The organism is Orlajensenia leifsoniae, from assembly GCF_004570845.1.
GTDB classification, from domain to species: Bacteria; Actinomycetota; Actinomycetes; order Actinomycetales; family Microbacteriaceae; genus Orlajensenia; species Orlajensenia leifsoniae.
The window spans coordinates 1-15,521 of the sequence record NZ_SPQZ01000004.1; the positions used below are offsets into that span (position 1 = coordinate 1).

Sequence of the window (15,521 nt, forward strand, 5' to 3'; positions counted from 1 at the left end):
CCGGTATTGATGGCGGCGGCGACGTGCGGGTGTCGGGGCGGCATCCGCTGCCCGGAGAACGCCTGCCGGGATGCTGTCGCCGCCCCCACCGCAATGAGTCGGGCCGCTTCAGCGGTGGAGCCGCCGGATGCAGCAGCGACGAGCGCGGCCGGAGACCGATACCCCTGCTGCTTCGCCAGCCCGTCACGGCCGAGCTCAGGGGTGGAGCGGTTCGCGATCTCGACGGCGACCCGCGCCCGTACGGCGGCGAGATGGCGTTCGGCCCGGGCGAGGACCTCATTCACGGTGAGCAGACCAGGACCGCTCATCGATTCCAGCTGCGACTGCGGGTCGGTGTCGGGAATCCCGAGAGCGGGAAGGGCGTCGATCCAGGCGGCATCGAGCGACGCGAGGTCGATCGCGAGTGCTCGGGTTGCGGTGCTGGGCATGACTCCACTCAATCAGCACCCACCGACACTCGTCCGCGTGGAATGCATAGTTGATCAGGATTTCCTTATCCACACCCTGTGTGTACAGCGGCTGCGGAAAGTGCCTGTGGAGGAGTGCCCGGGGTGGGTGAGTGTGATCTCATACGCGTCCTCGCTGCGCTCGGTCGCTACTCGATCAGCGGGAGAAGTGGTCGGGCATTACTCGATCTGCGGGAGTCGCTACTCGATCAGCGGGAGAGATCTCGGGCCCTCAGCGAAGGAGCGCACACCCTAGGCCGAGTCGCGCCAGACGATCGGGGTCTCGAGGAGGATTCCGCCGGCGGGCTGGTCCTCGCCGCGCAACTGCGAGAGTACGCTCTCCGCGACGGCGCGGCCGAGGCCCTCGGCCGGCTGGTGCACCGTCGAGAGGGCGGGTTGCGCGCGCACGGCCCAGGCGCTGTCGTCGAAGCCGACCACGCCGACGTCGGTGGGCACGCTGCGCCCGGCTTCGCGGAGCGCGTCGAGCACGCCGGCGGCGACGGCATCCGATGCCGCGAAGATCCCGTCGATGTCGGGCGCGCGCTCGAGGAGCGCGTGCATTCCCGCGCGGCCGGCGGCGTAGGAGTACAGCGGCACCCGTTCGACGAGCGCGGGATCGAAGCGCGCACCGAGAGCATCGGTGAACCCGGCGAGGCGGTCGGCGCCCGAGTCGCGATCGAGGGCTGCTGCGATCATTCCGACGCGCCGACGGCCGGTGCCGAGCAGGCGTTCGGTGATGCTGCGGGCCGAGCCGCGGTTGTCGATGCCGACGAAGGGCGCCCGGGCGAGGTCGGGCGGATGCCCCACGAATGCGGCCGGGATCTCGAGGCGCTCGACCACCTTGGTGATCGGGTCGTTCTGGCGAGCGGACACGATGATGACGCCGTCGACGAACCCGCCGCTGAGGTAGCGGGCCACCCGATCGGTGTCGCGCTCGGAGTCGACGATGAGGCAGGCCATCTGGTAGTCGGCATCCGACAGCGCGGTGTTGGCCCCCAGCAGGATCTCACCGATGTTCGGGTCTTCGAGGAACAGGGAATGGGGCTCGTGCACGATGAAGCCGATGGCCTGCGTGCGCTGCATCACCAGGTTGCGCGCCGCGTTGTTGGGCACGTAGCCGACCTTGACGATGGCCGCCTCGATGGCGACGCGCGCCTCCTCTGAGACGTAGCGCTCGCCGTTGACCACTCGGCTCACGGTGCCGCGCGAGACCCCGGCCTCGACGGCGACATCGTGCACCGTGGCGCGCTTGCGACGGAGGGGCGGAGTGGACACGAGACCCACTGTATTGGCTGCCGCTCACGGCGGCGCGCGGCCCGCCCGCGCCGTGCACGGGGCGAGCCGTGTTGACATCCGCGGAACCCTCTGATTAGTCTGTGCACGTTCACAGAAAATGCTCGGAGACAATCTCCGCGGCAATCTGTGCACGTTCACAGAGCAGCGTCGCTGAAAGGGAGTCGATGTCGCGAGCAGCGCACGAGAAGCCACGGGTCTCCGCCCGGGACTTCGCTCACGACGGGATCGCATTCGGATGCGACTACAACCCCGAGCAGTGGGATCCGGCCATCTGGACCGAAGACGTCGAGCTGATGCGCACCGCGGGCGTCGACCTCGTCGCCATCAACATCTTCGGCTGGTCGCAGATCAATCCGGGCCTGGGCGTCTTCGACTTCAGTGCCCTCGACACCGTGATCGAGCTGCTGCACGCCGGCGGCATCCGCATCAATCTCGGCACGGCCACCTCGTCGCCGCCCCCGTGGCTCACGACCCTGCACCCCGAGATCCTGCCGGTGACGGATGATGGAACCACCCGCTTCCCCGGCGGTCGCCAGGCCTGGTGCCCGAGCTCGCCGGTGTTCCGTCGCTACGCGCTCGCCCTCGTCGAGCAGGTCGCCGAGCGGTACGGCGCCCACCCGGCCGTCGAGCTCTGGCACGTCTCGAACGAGCTGGGCTGCCACAACGCGCTCTGCTACTGCGCCGAGAGCGCGACGGCTTTCCGCCGCTGGCTCGAGAACCGGTACGGCTCCATTGACGAGCTCAACCGGGCGTGGGGCACGAGCTTCTGGAGCCAGCGCTACAGCGCGTGGGACGAGATCCTGCCCCCGCTGCAGACCCTCTCGAGCCGCAACCCCGGCCAGATGCTCGACTTCCACCGCTTCAGCTCCGACGAGCTGCTCGACTACTACCGCTCCGAGGCCGCCGTCATCCGTCGCTTCAGCGAGGTGGCCATCACCACGAACTTCATGGTGACCAGCCACATTCGCAATCTCGACTACTGGAGCTGGGCTCCCGAGGTCGACATCGTCGCCAACGATCACTACCTCGACCACCGCCTCGAGGAGCCGACGGCCGAGCTCGCCTTCGCCGCCGACTTCACCCGCGGCCTGGCCGGAGGAGCCCCGTGGCTGCTCATGGAGACCGCCACCAGCGCCGTCAACTGGCAGCCGCACAACATCGCCAAGACGCCGGGGGAGCTCACCCGCAACGCCCTCGCCCACGTGGCCCGTGGCGCCGACGGCATCTGCTTCTTCCAGTGGCGGGCGTCGGCGCAGGGCTCGGAGAAGTTCCACTCCGCCCTCGTTCCCCACGCCGGCACCGACTCCGCCGTCTGGCGCGAGGTCGTGGAGCTCGGCGGTCTCATCGAGCGCCTGGGCGAGGTGGCCGGCAGCCGTGTCGTCGCCGAGGCCGCCGTGGTCTTCAGCTGGGACGCCTGGTGGGCCGGCGACGGCGAGAACCGCCCGAGCCACTCCGTCGCCTACCTCGACCAGGTGCACGCCGCCTACAACGCACTGCACGACCTCGGCATCACCGTCGACATCGTTCCGCCGGACGCCGACCTCAGCGCCTACAAGCTCGTCGTGCTGCCGGGTCTGCACCTGGTGACGGATGCCGATGCCGCCGGCATCGAGTCCTATGTCGCCGGCGGCGGCCACGTGCTCATCACCTTCTACAGCGGCATCGTCGACGAGGACGACAGGGTGCGCCTCGGCGGCTACCCGGGGGCCTTCCGCGATCTGCTGGGCATCCGCGTCGAGGAGTTCGCCCCGCTGCTGCCCGGCCAGTCGATCGGCCTGGCCTCGGGCGCCAGCGCGCGGCTCTGGACCGAGCGGCTGCAGGCGACGTCGGCCGAGGTGCTCGACAGCTTCGCCGATGGACCCGCAGCAGGCATCCCGGCCGTTACCCGCAACGCCCACGGCTCGGGCTCGGCCTGGTACGTGGCCACCATGCTCGAGGACGGCGCCTACAGGAACCTGCTCGCCGATGTCGCCCGGAGTGCCGGAGTCGCGCGCCACCCCGGCGGCGAGGACGTCGACATCGTGCGCCGCGTCGGCGACACCGGTTCCCACCTCTTCGTCATCAACCACACCGCAGACGACCTGGAGCTCCAGGCGACGGGCGAGGAGATCGTGACCGGCGCATCCGTCACCGGAACCCTGCTGGTTCCCGGCGGCAGCGTGCGCATCGTGCGCGAGAGCACCACCACCCAGGAGGGCACAGCATGACGACGACGTCGACCGTGGCGGCGGTACCCCGCCGACGGCGAGTGGTGCAGCACAAGCGCGCCATCGCCTTCTTCATCCTGCCGTTCGGCGTGCTGTTCACGCTGTTCTACCTGATCCCCATCGGCTACGCCATCTACCAGTCGATGCTCGTGGTGGAGCGCGACGGCACCTTCGGCGAGGCCCAGGAGGTGTTCGGCTGGTTCCAGCAGTACGTGCTGGTGTTCCAGAACGGACCGTTCTGGCGCTCGGTCGGCCGCGTTCTGCTGTTCGGCATCGTGCAGGTGCCGGTGATGCTCGGCCTCGCGCTGCTGTTCGCCCTGCTGCTCGACTCGCCCCTCGTGCGTGGCAAGAAGTTCTTCAGGCTCGCTTTCTTCGTGCCCTACGCCGTTCCGGGCGTCATCGCCGCCATCATGTGGGGCTTCCTGTTCTCGCCCAACCTGTCGCCGTTCACGGCGGTGACGAAGAACATCGACTTCCTCGGGGCGGACCTGGTGCTGTGGTCGATCGCGAACGTGGTCACCTGGGTGTTCGTGGGCTACAACATGCTCATCATTTACTCCTCGCTGCTCGCGATCCCCACCGAGATCTACGAGGCGGCCAGGCTCGACGGCGCAGGTCAGGCCCGCATCGCCTGGTCGATCAAGATCCCGCTGGTGCGCCCGGCCATCGTGCTCACCGCGATCTTCTCGATCATCGGCACGCTCCAGTTGCTCGCCGAGCCCCAGGTGTTCCGCTCGTTCAGCTCGGCTGTCACGAACACCTTCACCCCCAACATGACCGTCTACGCCACGGCGTCGGTTCCCAACGCCTCGCTCGCCGCAGCCTTCTCGGTGGTGCTGGCGCTGGCCACCTTCATCCTGTCGTTCACGTTCCTCAAGTTCACCCAGCGGAAGGAAGCCGAATGAGTTCCACGACGCTGGACCAGAACACGAAGCAGCCGCGCTCGCTGAAGCCGTCGAAGGCCTCCGACCCGTCGGCCTCGGCCGGCTCGCTCAAGGAGAGCCTGCTCTCGCGCACCGGCGCGATGCTCATCATGGGCATCTTCACGCTCTACTTCCTCATCCCCATCTGGTGGCTCTTCGTCGCCTCGAGCAAGAGCCAGGGCCAGCTGCTCACCACCAACGGACTCTGGTTCGCCGACTTCAACCTGTTCCAGAACATCGGCGACCTGTTCGCCTACCGCGACGGCGTCTTCCTCAGATGGATGGGCAACAGCGTGCTCTACGCCGGCCTCGGCGGCCTGGTGGCGACGATCATCGCCGGCATGTGCGGCTATGCGCTGGCGAAGTACCGCTTCCCCGGCCGCGAGGTCATCTTCAACGTGGTGCTCGGCGGCGTGCTGGTGCCGGCGACGGCCCTGGCGCTTCCCCTGTTCCTGCTGTTCAGTCAGGCCCAGCTCACCAACACCTTCTGGGCCGTCTTCCTGCCCAGCATCGTGAGCCCGTTCGGCGTCTACCTCACCCGCATCTTCGCCGCGCAGTCGGTTCCGGATGAGCTCATCGAGGCCAGCCGCATCGACGGCGCCGGTGAGATCCGCACCTTCTTCACCGTGTCGATCCGGCTCATGGCTCCGGCCCTGGTGACGGTGTTCCTCTTCCAGTTCGTGGCGATCTGGAACAACTTCTTCCTGCCGCTCATCATGCTGCGCAGCGAGGAGCTGTTCCCGGTGACCTTCGGGCTCTACGCCTGGAACACCCAGCTCAACCAGGTGCCGGAACTGCGCCCGTACGTGCTCATCGGCGCCCTGCTCTCGATCATCCCCCTGATCGTCACATTCCTCCTGCTCCAGCGATTCTGGCGCTCCGGCCTCGGAACCGGATCCCTGAAGTAGGACCCCTTCGCGAAGGCCGCGACATCGCGTGGCCGAGCGGATGCCCCACCAAGTAATCACCCATCACTAGATAGAGGATCAGCATGCAGCACATGAAGAGAGCGGCCGGCGTAGTCCTGCTCGCAACGCTCGCACTGGCCGGTTGCTCGGCGACGGGCGGAGGCGACGGCACCGCAGCCGACGCAGACGCCTGCAAGCCGTCGACAGGCAAGGTCGATCTCGAGTTCACCTCGTGGATTCCCGGCATCGAGGATGCCGTCGCCCTGTGGAACTCCGAGAACCCCGACATCCAGGTGAAGGTGCAGACCGGACCGAACGGAAACTCCGGCACGTACCAGAACTTCTTCAACCAGCTGAAGGCCGGCAACGCGCCCGACCTCGGTCAGATCGAGTACGACGCCCTGCCGAACTTCCGCGTGCAGGACGGCCTCGAGGACATCGGAGTCTGCTCCGAGGTGGCCGAGGCGAAGGACTCCTTCGTGCCGTGGACCTGGGGTCAGGTCACCCTCGGCACCGACAAGAGCGTCTACGGCGTTCCGCAGGACTCCGGCCCCATGGCCCTGTTCTACCGGTCCGACCTGTTCGAGGCGAACAACATCCCGGTTCCCACCACGTGGGCCGAGTACAAGGATGCCGCCAAGAAGGTGCGCGCCGCCGGCGGGTACATCACCAACTTCTCGCAGAGCGACATCAACCAGTTCGCCGGTTTCGTCTGGCAGGCCGACGGCCAGTGGTTCCAGAACAACGGTGACGAGTGGACCGTCGACCTGACCAGCGACGCCTCCAAGCAGGTCGCCGACTACTGGCAGGAGCTCATCGACGAGGACCTCGTCTCCACGGTTCCGGCCTGGACCGACGAGTGGAACAACGCCTACAACTCGGGCAACGTCTGGAGCTGGAACTCCGCCGTCTGGGGTGCCAACTCCATCGCGAGCGGCGCTCCCGACACCGCGGGCAAGTGGTCGGTCGCTCCGGCCCCGCAGTGGAACGCGGGCGAGGAGAAGGCCGGAAACTGGGGCGGATCATCCGTCGCCGTCTTCAAGGGCACCGACCACCTCTACGAGGCCTCGAAGTTCGCTCTCTGGCTGAACACCTCCGACGAGTCGCTCACGCTGCTCAACAAGTCGGCGAACATCTACCCCGCCACGACCGAGGGCCTCTCGCTCCCGTCGCTGCAGGAGGGTGTCGAGTTCTACGGCGGGCAGAAGATCTACGACGTCTTCGCGGATGCCGCGACCCAGGTGAACCCCGACTTCGTGTGGGGTCCGACCATGACGCAGACCTACGCCGACGTCTCCGACGGCTTCAAGGCCGCCGTGACCGGTGACGGTACCCTGTTCGACGCGCTCACCGATGGTCAGAAGTCGACCATCGACGCGATGAAGGCCCAGTCGATTCCGGTCAAGGGATAGTCATTTGATGCATCACCTCCGTGCCGCGGGCGTCAGTCTCCTTCTCGACACCCGCGGCACGGGCGTGCCCGGCGTCATCCACTGGGGGCGAGATCTCGGCCCGCTCTCCGACGCCGAACTCGTGTCCCTCGCCGACGCGATGGTTCCCGCCGTGTCGCCCTCGTCGATCGACGTGCCCATCCGGTTGAGCCTGCTGCCCTCGTTCCGCGAGGGCTGGAGCGGACGGCCGGCGCTGTCGGTGTTCCGCGATGCTCCGGTCGACCTGTCGCTGGAGCTCGTCGGAGTCGAGGCCTCGGGCTCGGGCACCGCATCCGGCATCGTCATCAGGCTGACGGATGCCGCAGCCGGCGTCGACGTGACCACGACGCTCGAGCTCAGCTCCGAGGGCGTGCTGCGCCTGCGCCACGCCGTCACGAACACCGGCGGCTCCGCGCTCGGCGTGGCGGCGGCATCCGTCGTCGTCCCGGTTCCCGACCGCGCGGCGGAGGTGCTCGACTTCTCGGGCCTGTGGACCCACGAGCGCCGCCCGCAACGGCAGACCCTCGGGCAGGGCGTGTGGTCGCGGGAGTCGCGGCACGGACGCCCCGGCCACGACAACGCCTACCTGCTGGCCGCCGGCACGCCCGGCTGCGGCTTCGGGCACGGCGAGGTCTGGGCCGCGCACCTGGCCTGGAGCGGCGACGGCGTGGTGTGGGCCGAGCGCTCTCCGCTGGGTCCGGCGACGATCGGCGCGGCCGAGCTGCTGGCGCCAGGGGAGCTCAGCCTCGACCCCGGCGCCTCGTATGACGGCCCGTGGACCGTGCTCGTGTACTCGGACGCCGGCCTCGACGGCATCTCCGACCGGCTGCATCCGTGGGTGCGGTCGTGGTCGACGATCGAGTCGCCGCGTCCGGTCGTGCTCAACACCTGGGAGGCCGTGTACTTCGATCACTCCCTCGAACGCCTGACGCCCCTGGTCGACGCCGCCGCCGAGGTGGGCGTCGAGCGCTTCGTGCTCGACGACGGCTGGTTCACCGGCCGCAGCGACGACCGCCGGGCCCTCGGCGACTGGTTCGTCGACCCGGCCGCGTGGCCTGACGGGCTGCATCCGCTGATCGACCGCGTCGCGGCATCCGGAATGGACTTCGGTCTCTGGGTCGAGCCCGAGATGGTCAACCGCGACTCCGACGTCGCCCGCGCGCATCCCGACTGGATTCTCGGGGCGACGGATGCCGTCACCTGGCGCTGGCAGAACGTGCTCGACCTCGCGAACCCCGACGCCTTCTCCTACGTGTTCGAGAGGCTCGACGCCCTGCTCGCCGAGTATCCGATCGCGTACCTCAAGTGGGATCACAACCGCGACCTGCTCGCCGGTTCGGCGCACAGGCAGACCTCGGCGCTGTACCGCCTCATCGACGCGGTGCGGGCGGCGCACCCCGGCGTCGAGATCGAGTCGTGCGCCTCGGGCGGCGGGCGGGTCGACCTCGGCATCCTGGAGCGCACCGATCGGGTGTGGGTGAGCGACACCAACGACCCGCTCGAGCGGCAGTCGATCCAGCGGTACACCTCGCTCGTGGTGCCGCCCGAGTATCTGGGCGGGCACCTCGGCATTGCGCGGGCGCACACGACAGGGCGGACCGCCACGCTGTCGTTCAGGCTGGCGACGGCGCTGTTCGGGCACGCCGGAATCGAGTGGAACATCGCGGAGGCGACCCCGGCGGAGCGGGCGAGCGTGGCCGAGTGGATCGCCGTGTACAAGCGCGAGCGCGGCCTGCTGCACAGCGGCCGGGTCGTGCGACCCGACGCGAGTGACGCCGCCATCGTGTCCCACGGGGTCGTCGCGGCCGACGGATCGCGGGCACTGTTCAGCTATGCGGCGTTGGCGGCCCCGGCCGCAGCGATCCCGACGCCCCAGCGCTTCCCCGGGCTCGACCCCACGCGGCGCTACAGAGTGCGCCCGCTCGTGCTCGGCACCGACGTCTTCACGCTGCAGGATGCCGCCCCGGCGTGGTGGGAGGCCGGCGAAGTCGTGCTCTCAGGAGCCGTTCTCGGCGAGGTCGGACTCCCGATGCCGCTGATCGCGCCCGAGAACGCCGTGCTGGTGGAGTTCGACGCGGTCGACTGAGCGCGCCGGTCGCCGCGCTGTCGCTCCTCGCTCGTGCTGCAGTTCTTTCGATTGCGCCGTGCAGAAACGACAGCGCGCGTCGCGGGTCGTCGGTGAGCCGCCCTCACTAGGCTCGGGCGCGTGAGCCAGCACACTCCTGCCCAGTCGACGCCCGCCGCATCCGTCGCCCCAAGCGACCCGACCGGAGCCACCACGGCCGCCGGCGTCGAGTCTCGCGCCCTGCTGTTCGCGATCGGCGGCTTCGTCCCGGCCGGCGTCATCGGGCTCATCCTGTTCGGCAGCCACGACATCCCGCTGGCCGGAGCGAACTCGCTCGGCAATGTGACCGCGATCGTCAGCGCCGTCCTGGCCCTCGTGGTGTTCATCGTCGGCTACGTGCTCTCGTACGCCGAGCCCTCGCGGGCCTGGTTGCGCGACGTGCGGCTCGGTCGCCAGTTCCTCGACATCGGCGGGCTCGCCTTCGCCCACGCCGTGCTCTGCTACCTCGCCTACGGCGTGCTGTTCAAGCTGCTCCAGGACGCCTTCCTCGACGCCGTCGTGTTCCCGATCCCCGCGGCCGTGCTGCTCGGCGCGGCGTGCGCGACGAGCAGCTACTTCGTCTACCTCTCCGCCGTGCACATGACGACGTCCCGCGTGGCCTCGACCATGGCCATCTTCCTCGTCCTCGGCCTGCTCACCAGCATGCTCACGGCGGCGGATCCGCTCTGGTGGACGATGAACATCAGCGCCCTCGGCATGAACGACGACCTCTCCAGCCACGTCTTCAACTTCACGCTCCTGATAGCGGGCATCGTGCTGACCACCATGGCGAACTACATGACCGCCGAACTCGAGTCGGGTCCGCTCACCCGCACCGATGCGACGACGACGGATGCCGTCGCCCTGGGCCGCGCCCGCTACGTGAAGTGGTCGCTGGTGCTGATCGGCGTGTTCCTCGCCTGCGTGGGCATCTTCCACGTCAACGATTTCTTCTGGATCCACAACACCGTGGCCACGGGCATGGCCGTGGTGTTCTGCGTGCTGGTGTTCCGGCTGCCGTGGGTGGTGCCCGGACTGCCGCGGGCCTTCTTCGTGGTCGGCTACATCTTCATCGCGGTCATCGTGGTGTCCGCCGTCTTCTTCGCCACCGGGTACTACAACCTGACCGCCGTCGAGATCATCGCGTTCGCGCTGATCTTCACGTGGCTGATCGTTCTGATCCGCATGGTGTCGGCGGCGGCGACGGATGCGGCGGCCCTGCCCGCGCCGCCCGTCGCCCCGTCACCGCTGGTCGAGTAGGCCGCGAGCGCAGCGAGCAGCCGTATCGAGATCACGTCTGCGTGCCCAAGGGTCTGGGTGGGCGCCGATCCTCGGCGTGATCGCGATACGCGTCCTCGCTGCGCTCGGTCGCTACTCGATCAGCGGGAGCGGGAGCGAACGGCGTACCTACAGCTGCACCGGCTCCAGCACGGCGCGCTTCGCCGCGCGACCGTCGCCCGAGGAGCGCCCGGTGAGGCGGCGTCCGATCCACGGCAGCACGAACTCGCGGTAGTAGGCGGCGGTGTTGCGCGACTTCGGTCCGGCCGGTGCCGCAGCGACCTCCTCGACACCCCACTCGGTCGGAACCGGAACTCCGATCTCGGTGAGCACGTTGCTGGCGACGCGGGCGTGGCCCAGCGCGTTCAGGTGCAGGCGGTCGGCCGACCAGTAGCGGATGTCGCGCAGTCCGACATCCGAGAAGTTGTCGACGAAGGTCACGCCGGGCAGCTCCGCCAGGTCGCGCAGCGCCGTCGTGAGGTCGCGGCCGCGACGGTCGAACGCCGAGCCGAGCGGCAGGTGGTCGAGGGGATTGGCTCCCGAGAGCATGAGCGCGTGGATGCCCTCGGCACGGATGCGCTCGATCGCCCCGCGGAAGCGTCCGGCGATGAGCTCCACATCCATGCGGGGGCGCAGGATGTCGTTGCCACCGCCGTTGAAGCTGATCACCTCGGGTCGCAGGTCGAGTGCCGGCTGCAGCTGCTCGTCGATGATCGGAACGAGCTTGCGGCCACGGATGGCGAGGTTCGCGTAGGTGACGGTGCCGAGGCCCGTCGAGGCGGCGTTCTGGGCGAGCCCGACCGCCACGAAGTCGGCCCAACCGCGCACGGTGCCGTCGGGCTGTTCGTCTCCGACGCCCTCGGTGAAGCTGTCTCCGATGGCCACGTAACTGCTGAACACGTACTCTCCCCGATCCCGTGCCGGCTCGGCCGGGCACCCGTCGAGCCTAGACCTGTCTCAGTTCGCTGAGGCTTCCCGCTCGCAGAGCGACGGGAGCGGAGCGAGCGCCGCGAAGTGGACGGAAGCCGACATCCGGGACCTCGGCTTCGCCGCAGGCGCTTCGGGCGGTCGCTTCGCTCGGCCCTCAGCGAGCGGGGTACTCGTTCGCTGAGGCCCGGGCGCAGCCCGCGGTCGAAGCGGGGATGCGGTCGCTGCGCTCGGCCCTCTGCGAGCGGGGGTGCTGCGAACGCAGCGTCGGTAGACTGGCGGGGTGCCTGTGAACCCCGAGCTGCTGGGACGCACGTTCCCGCCCGCGCCCCCTTATCTCGTCGGTCGTGAGAAGGTGCGCGAGTTCTCGCGTGCGGTCTTCGCCACCAACCCGATCAACCTCGACGTCGACGCCGCTCGCGCCGCCGGTCACGCCGACCTCGTCGCGCCCCCGACGTTCGCCATCGTCGTGCAGGAGATCACCCTCGCCCAGTTGCTGGCAGAGGAGGACTCGGGCATCGACTTCACCCGCGTCGTGCACGGCGACCAGCGCTTCACGACGACGCGCGCCATCGTCGCCGGAGACGAGCTCACGGCGCAGCTCGCCGTCACCAGCGTCAAGACGCTCGGCGGCCACTCGATGGTCACCGCGGAGTCCACCATCACCGATGCTGCGGGCGAGCACGTCGTCACCGCCATCTCCACCCTGGTCGTGCGAGGAGACGAGTGATGCCCCAGCTGACCGACCTGACCGTGGGCGACATCGTCGCCGAGCGCTCCGTCACCCTCACGCGCGACTCCCTCGTGCGCTACGCCGGTGCCTCCGGAGACTTCAATCCCATCCACTACCGCGATGACGTCGCGGCATCAGTGGGCCTGCCCGGCGTCCTCGCCCACGGCATGCTCACCATGGGCCTCGCCGTGCAGCCCGTCGTCGACTGGGCCGGCGACCCCGCCCGCGTCGTCGACTACCAGGTGCGTTTCACGCGTCCCGTGCTCGTCGACCCGCAGCACGGCGCCGTCGTGAACGTCGTCGCCAAGGTCGGCGCACTCGACGTCGAGGCATCCGTCGCCCGCATCGACCTGACCGTGAGCTTCGACGATGCGACCGTGCTGGGCAAGGCCCAGGTGCGGGTGCGGCTCTAGCCCATGCCGGAGTCCTCGATCGTCGCCCTGCGCGAGCTCACCACCATGCGTGTCGGTGGGATGCCCGAACGGATGCTCACTGTCACGACCCAGCGCGACCTCGTCGATGCCGCGCTCGCTGTCTGGGCCGACGGCGGCGACTGGCTGCTCCTCGGCGGCGGCTCGAACACCGTCGCGAGCGATGAGCCGTTCGATGGCACTGTCATCCGCATCGCGACCCAGGGCATCGAGGTGCTTCCGGAGTCCTCGGGCCCGGGGCTCGTACGGCTGCGGGTGCAGGCCGGTGAACCCTGGGACGATCTCGTCGCCTACACGGTGCGGCATGGCTGGTCGGGCATCGAGGCGCTCAGTGGCATCCCCGGACTGGCCGGAGCCGCCCCGATCCAGAACATCGGCGCCTACGGTCAAGAGGTCTCCAGCGCGCTGACCGCCATCGAGTTCCTGGACTACGACACTGGCGAGGTCGAGCGCGTCGATGCGGCCGACCTCGAGCTCGGTTACCGCACCTCGGTCATCAAGCAGGGCCGTCAGGGTGTCGTCGTGTCGATCGAGCTCGAACTGCACGACACCGCTCACGAGCGCGACGTGCTCGGCGAGGAGCTCGGTCAGCCCATCGCCTATGCGCAACTGGCCAGCACCCTCGGTGTGCAGCCGGGCGACAGGGTCTCGATCTCGCAGGTGCGGGCCGCGGTGCTGGCGTTGCGTGCGTCGAAGGGCATGGTGCTGAACGCCGACGACAACGACACCTGGAGTGCCGGCTCGTTCTTCACCAACCCGATCGTGCGCGAGAGCTTCGCCCGCACCCTTCCGGCCGATGCTCCGCGCTGGCCGATGGCGGCCGACGAGCCCGACGTCGTCGAGCCTCTCGACAGGCCGGCCCTCGACCCGTGGGAGGCCGCTCAGCAGGCCCTCGCCGCACCGGCGCGCCCGGCTGAGCCGTCGCCGCGCTTCGTGAAGCTGTCGGCGGCGTGGCTCATCGAGCACTCCGGCATCCGTCGCGGCTTCGGACTGCCGGGAACGCAGGCGGCCATCTCGAGCAAGCACACTCTCGCCATCACCAATCGCGGTGAGGCGACCGGTGAGGAGGTCGCCCAGCTGGCGCGCTATGTGCAGCAGCGGGTGCAGGCCGAGTTCGGCATCATCCTGCACCCGGAGCCGGTGATCGTGGGGTTGGAGATCTAGCTCCGCACTCCGCTCGCTGAGGCCCGGACGGAGTCCGCGGTCGAAGCGCCTCTCGGGGTGGCGCGATGCCTGGTGCGCATCGGCCGCCGACTTCGTCGGGGCCTCGGCGAACGGGGACCGCGGCGGGATTCAGCTGGAGGCCACCAGCGCCGCCCACAGCTCCGCGCGCGCCGGGAAGGTCGAGAGGTCCCGACCGAGCACGCGTTCGGCCACCGCGATGCGGTTGCGCACGGTGTGCCGGTGCACGCCGAGAGCCTGGGCAGCCGCGTCGAACTGCGCGTCGTTCTCCAGCCACGCGCGCAGCGTCGCGATGAGGGCGGTGCCGTTCTCGGCGTCGTGCAGCGCGAGAGGGGCCAGGCCGGCGCGGGCGATCTCCGCGGCATCCGTCGCCCCGAGAGAGGCGAGAACACCGCCGGCGGCGACGGTCTCGAAGTCGACGACCGACCCGCCGGATCCCTCGATGACGGATGCCGCCGCCAGCGCGCGCCGCGCCTGCGCCCGAGAGCGCGCCAGCTCGTCGAGCGCGCCGGGCGCCGACAGGCCTATGCGTGCGTCGAAGGTCGCGGCGAGCCGGCGCAGCAGGGGAAGCGCGGCCGCTGTCGCGACCGCCAGCAGCTCCCCATCGACGGCGCCGAAGAAGAGGGACGAGGGGGTGCGGCGGGTCTCGGACTCGAGCAGCTCCTCGAGCGCGCCCCGGCGGTCGGTGTCCACGGCGATGACGGCCGTCCTCACGTCGCCCGTCGGCATCCCGCCCCAGAGCTCGGTGCCCGCGGTGCTCACCAGCTCGACCTCGCCTCCGAGCAGGAGGCGGAGCACCCCGGTGCGCAGGCGCGACCTGGAGGCGTCGAGCTCGTGGTTCTGTTCGAGAGCGAGGCTCGCGAGCCCGACGACGGAGGCCACCACCTCGCGCGCCGACTGGTCGAGCGAGGTTCCACCGCCGACGGCGAGCACCCCGCGCAGCCGGCCGCGGCGCCCGAGGGTGTGCAGGGTGAGAGTGTCGTCGCCGGCCGTCGAGGTCGCGCTGGCGCGGGTTCCGCGCGTGAGGAGGAGGGTCGCATCCTGCCGCACTCCGCGGAGCGCCGTCGGCTCGATCGCGTCGGCGGGGAACACCCGATCGACCGCTCCCGACGCGTCGAAGAGTGCGACGCCCTGCCCGAGCGCCCGGGCGAGTTCGGCGAGGGCTGCACGCAGGCCGTCGGGGCGGAGGGCCGCGAGCGAGATGGCGCGTTGCGCATCGAGAGCCCACGAGTGCCGCGCGTAGGCGTCCGCGGCGATGAGGTCGGCCGTGACCCTGGCTATCGCGATGAAGGGGACCCGGTAGGGCACCTCGAACAGTGGCAGCCCGTGGCGGCGGCAGGCGTCGATGAGGGCGGCCGGGGTTCCGTTGCGCACCACCTCGGTGCCGAAGCCGAGGCCGACGACGCCGCGGTCGACCAGCCGGGCGACGTAGGCGTCGGCATCCGTCGGCGAATCGCCGAACTGGGTTCCCGTGGTCAAGAGCACCTGATCGTCGACGAGGAACGGGGTCGGGTCGGCGAGGTCGGTGCTGTGGGCCCACTGCACGCCGCGGTCGAGAGCGCCGACCGGCAGGGCGTCGATGTCGCTCACCAGGGTGAGCGCGAGCTCGGGCCGGCGCAGCAGGGTGGCGAGAGTGGGGAGCATCGGTCCCTCCGG

General features: G+C 69.6%; 12 protein-coding genes and 1 pseudogene. 9 read left to right on the forward strand and 4 right to left on the reverse strand.

Annotation, left to right across the window (positions count from 1 at the left end; genetic code table 11):
• Positions 1–428: pseudogene (locus tag E4M00_RS10975) on the reverse strand (hypothetical protein); the annotation flags it as partial.
• Between the two features lie 270 nt (positions 429–698).
• Positions 699–1,721, reverse strand: a complete 1,023-nt coding sequence (locus E4M00_RS10980) for a LacI family DNA-binding transcriptional regulator (RefSeq protein ID WP_135120584.1) — start codon at positions 1,719–1,721, stop codon at positions 699–701.
• A gap of 185 nt (positions 1,722–1,906) precedes the next feature.
• On the opposite strand from E4M00_RS10980, the gene E4M00_RS10985 reads away from it, so the two are divergent.
• The 6 genes from E4M00_RS10985 to E4M00_RS11010 all read left to right on the forward strand — a co-directional run bounded on the left by E4M00_RS10985 (position 1,907) and on the right by E4M00_RS11010 (position 10,574).
• The gene (locus E4M00_RS10985; protein ID WP_135120585.1) at positions 1,907–3,949 is read left to right on the forward strand and encodes a beta-galactosidase; all 2,043 of its coding nucleotides are present in this window, start codon (positions 1,907–1,909) and stop codon (positions 3,947–3,949) included.
• The gene (locus E4M00_RS10990) at positions 3,946–4,854 is read left to right on the forward strand and encodes a carbohydrate ABC transporter permease (protein ID WP_056169244.1); all 909 of its coding nucleotides are present in this window, start codon (positions 3,946–3,948) and stop codon (positions 4,852–4,854) included. The genes E4M00_RS10985 and E4M00_RS10990 overlap by 4 nt, the downstream gene beginning before the upstream one ends.
• The gene (locus tag E4M00_RS10995; RefSeq protein WP_135120586.1) at positions 4,851–5,780 is read left to right on the forward strand and encodes a carbohydrate ABC transporter permease; all 930 of its coding nucleotides are present in this window, start codon (positions 4,851–4,853) and stop codon (positions 5,778–5,780) included. The genes E4M00_RS10990 and E4M00_RS10995 overlap by 4 nt, the downstream gene beginning before the upstream one ends.
• 83 nt (positions 5,781–5,863) lie before the next feature.
• Positions 5,864–7,192 carry an ABC transporter substrate-binding protein gene (locus E4M00_RS11000; RefSeq protein ID WP_135120587.1) on the forward strand — a complete coding sequence of 443 codons (1,329 nt, stop codon included), beginning with the start codon at positions 5,864–5,866 and terminating at the stop codon, positions 7,190–7,192.
• 7 nt (positions 7,193–7,199) lie between these two features.
• Positions 7,200–9,296 (forward strand): alpha-galactosidase, encoded by a 2,097-nt coding sequence (locus E4M00_RS11005; RefSeq protein WP_135120588.1) that lies wholly within the window; start codon positions 7,200–7,202, stop codon positions 9,294–9,296.
• Positions 9,297–9,416: 120 nt separating this feature from the next.
• A complete protein-coding gene (locus tag E4M00_RS11010; RefSeq protein ID WP_135120589.1) occupies positions 9,417–10,574 on the forward strand; it encodes a hypothetical protein in 1,158 nt (385 codons plus the stop codon).
• 147 nt (positions 10,575–10,721) lie between these two features.
• On the opposite strand, the gene E4M00_RS11015 is transcribed toward E4M00_RS11010, so the two are convergent.
• The gene (locus tag E4M00_RS11015) at positions 10,722–11,492 is read right to left on the reverse strand and encodes an SGNH/GDSL hydrolase family protein (RefSeq protein WP_135120590.1); all 771 of its coding nucleotides are present in this window, start codon (positions 11,490–11,492) and stop codon (positions 10,722–10,724) included.
• Positions 11,493–11,802: 310 nt separating this feature from the next.
• Here E4M00_RS11015 and E4M00_RS11020 point away from each other — a divergent pair, with 310 nt between their 5' ends.
• Genes E4M00_RS11020 through E4M00_RS11030 form a run of 3 tightly spaced genes read left to right on the forward strand, consistent with a single transcriptional unit; the run spans position 11,803 to position 13,847 of the window.
• Positions 11,803–12,249 carry an FAS1-like dehydratase domain-containing protein gene (locus tag E4M00_RS11020; RefSeq protein ID WP_135120591.1) on the forward strand — a complete coding sequence of 149 codons (447 nt, stop codon included), beginning with the start codon at positions 11,803–11,805 and terminating at the stop codon, positions 12,247–12,249.
• Entirely contained in the window at positions 12,249–12,665 is a 417-nt protein-coding gene (locus E4M00_RS11025; protein ID WP_135120592.1) for a MaoC family dehydratase, read from the forward strand. Before E4M00_RS11020 ends, E4M00_RS11025 begins: the two co-directional genes overlap by 1 nt.
• A gap of 3 nt (positions 12,666–12,668) precedes the next feature.
• Positions 12,669–13,847: a UDP-N-acetylmuramate dehydrogenase gene (locus E4M00_RS11030; protein ID WP_135120593.1), complete on the forward strand. Its 1,179-nt coding sequence runs from the start codon at positions 12,669–12,671 to the stop codon at positions 13,845–13,847.
• Between the two features lie 129 nt (positions 13,848–13,976).
• Here the strand turns inward: E4M00_RS11030 and E4M00_RS11035 are convergent, their stop codons facing one another.
• Positions 13,977–15,509, reverse strand: a complete 1,533-nt coding sequence (locus tag E4M00_RS11035) for a PucR family transcriptional regulator (protein ID WP_135120594.1) — start codon at positions 15,507–15,509, stop codon at positions 13,977–13,979.
• Positions 15,510–15,521: the final 12 nt, after the last annotated feature.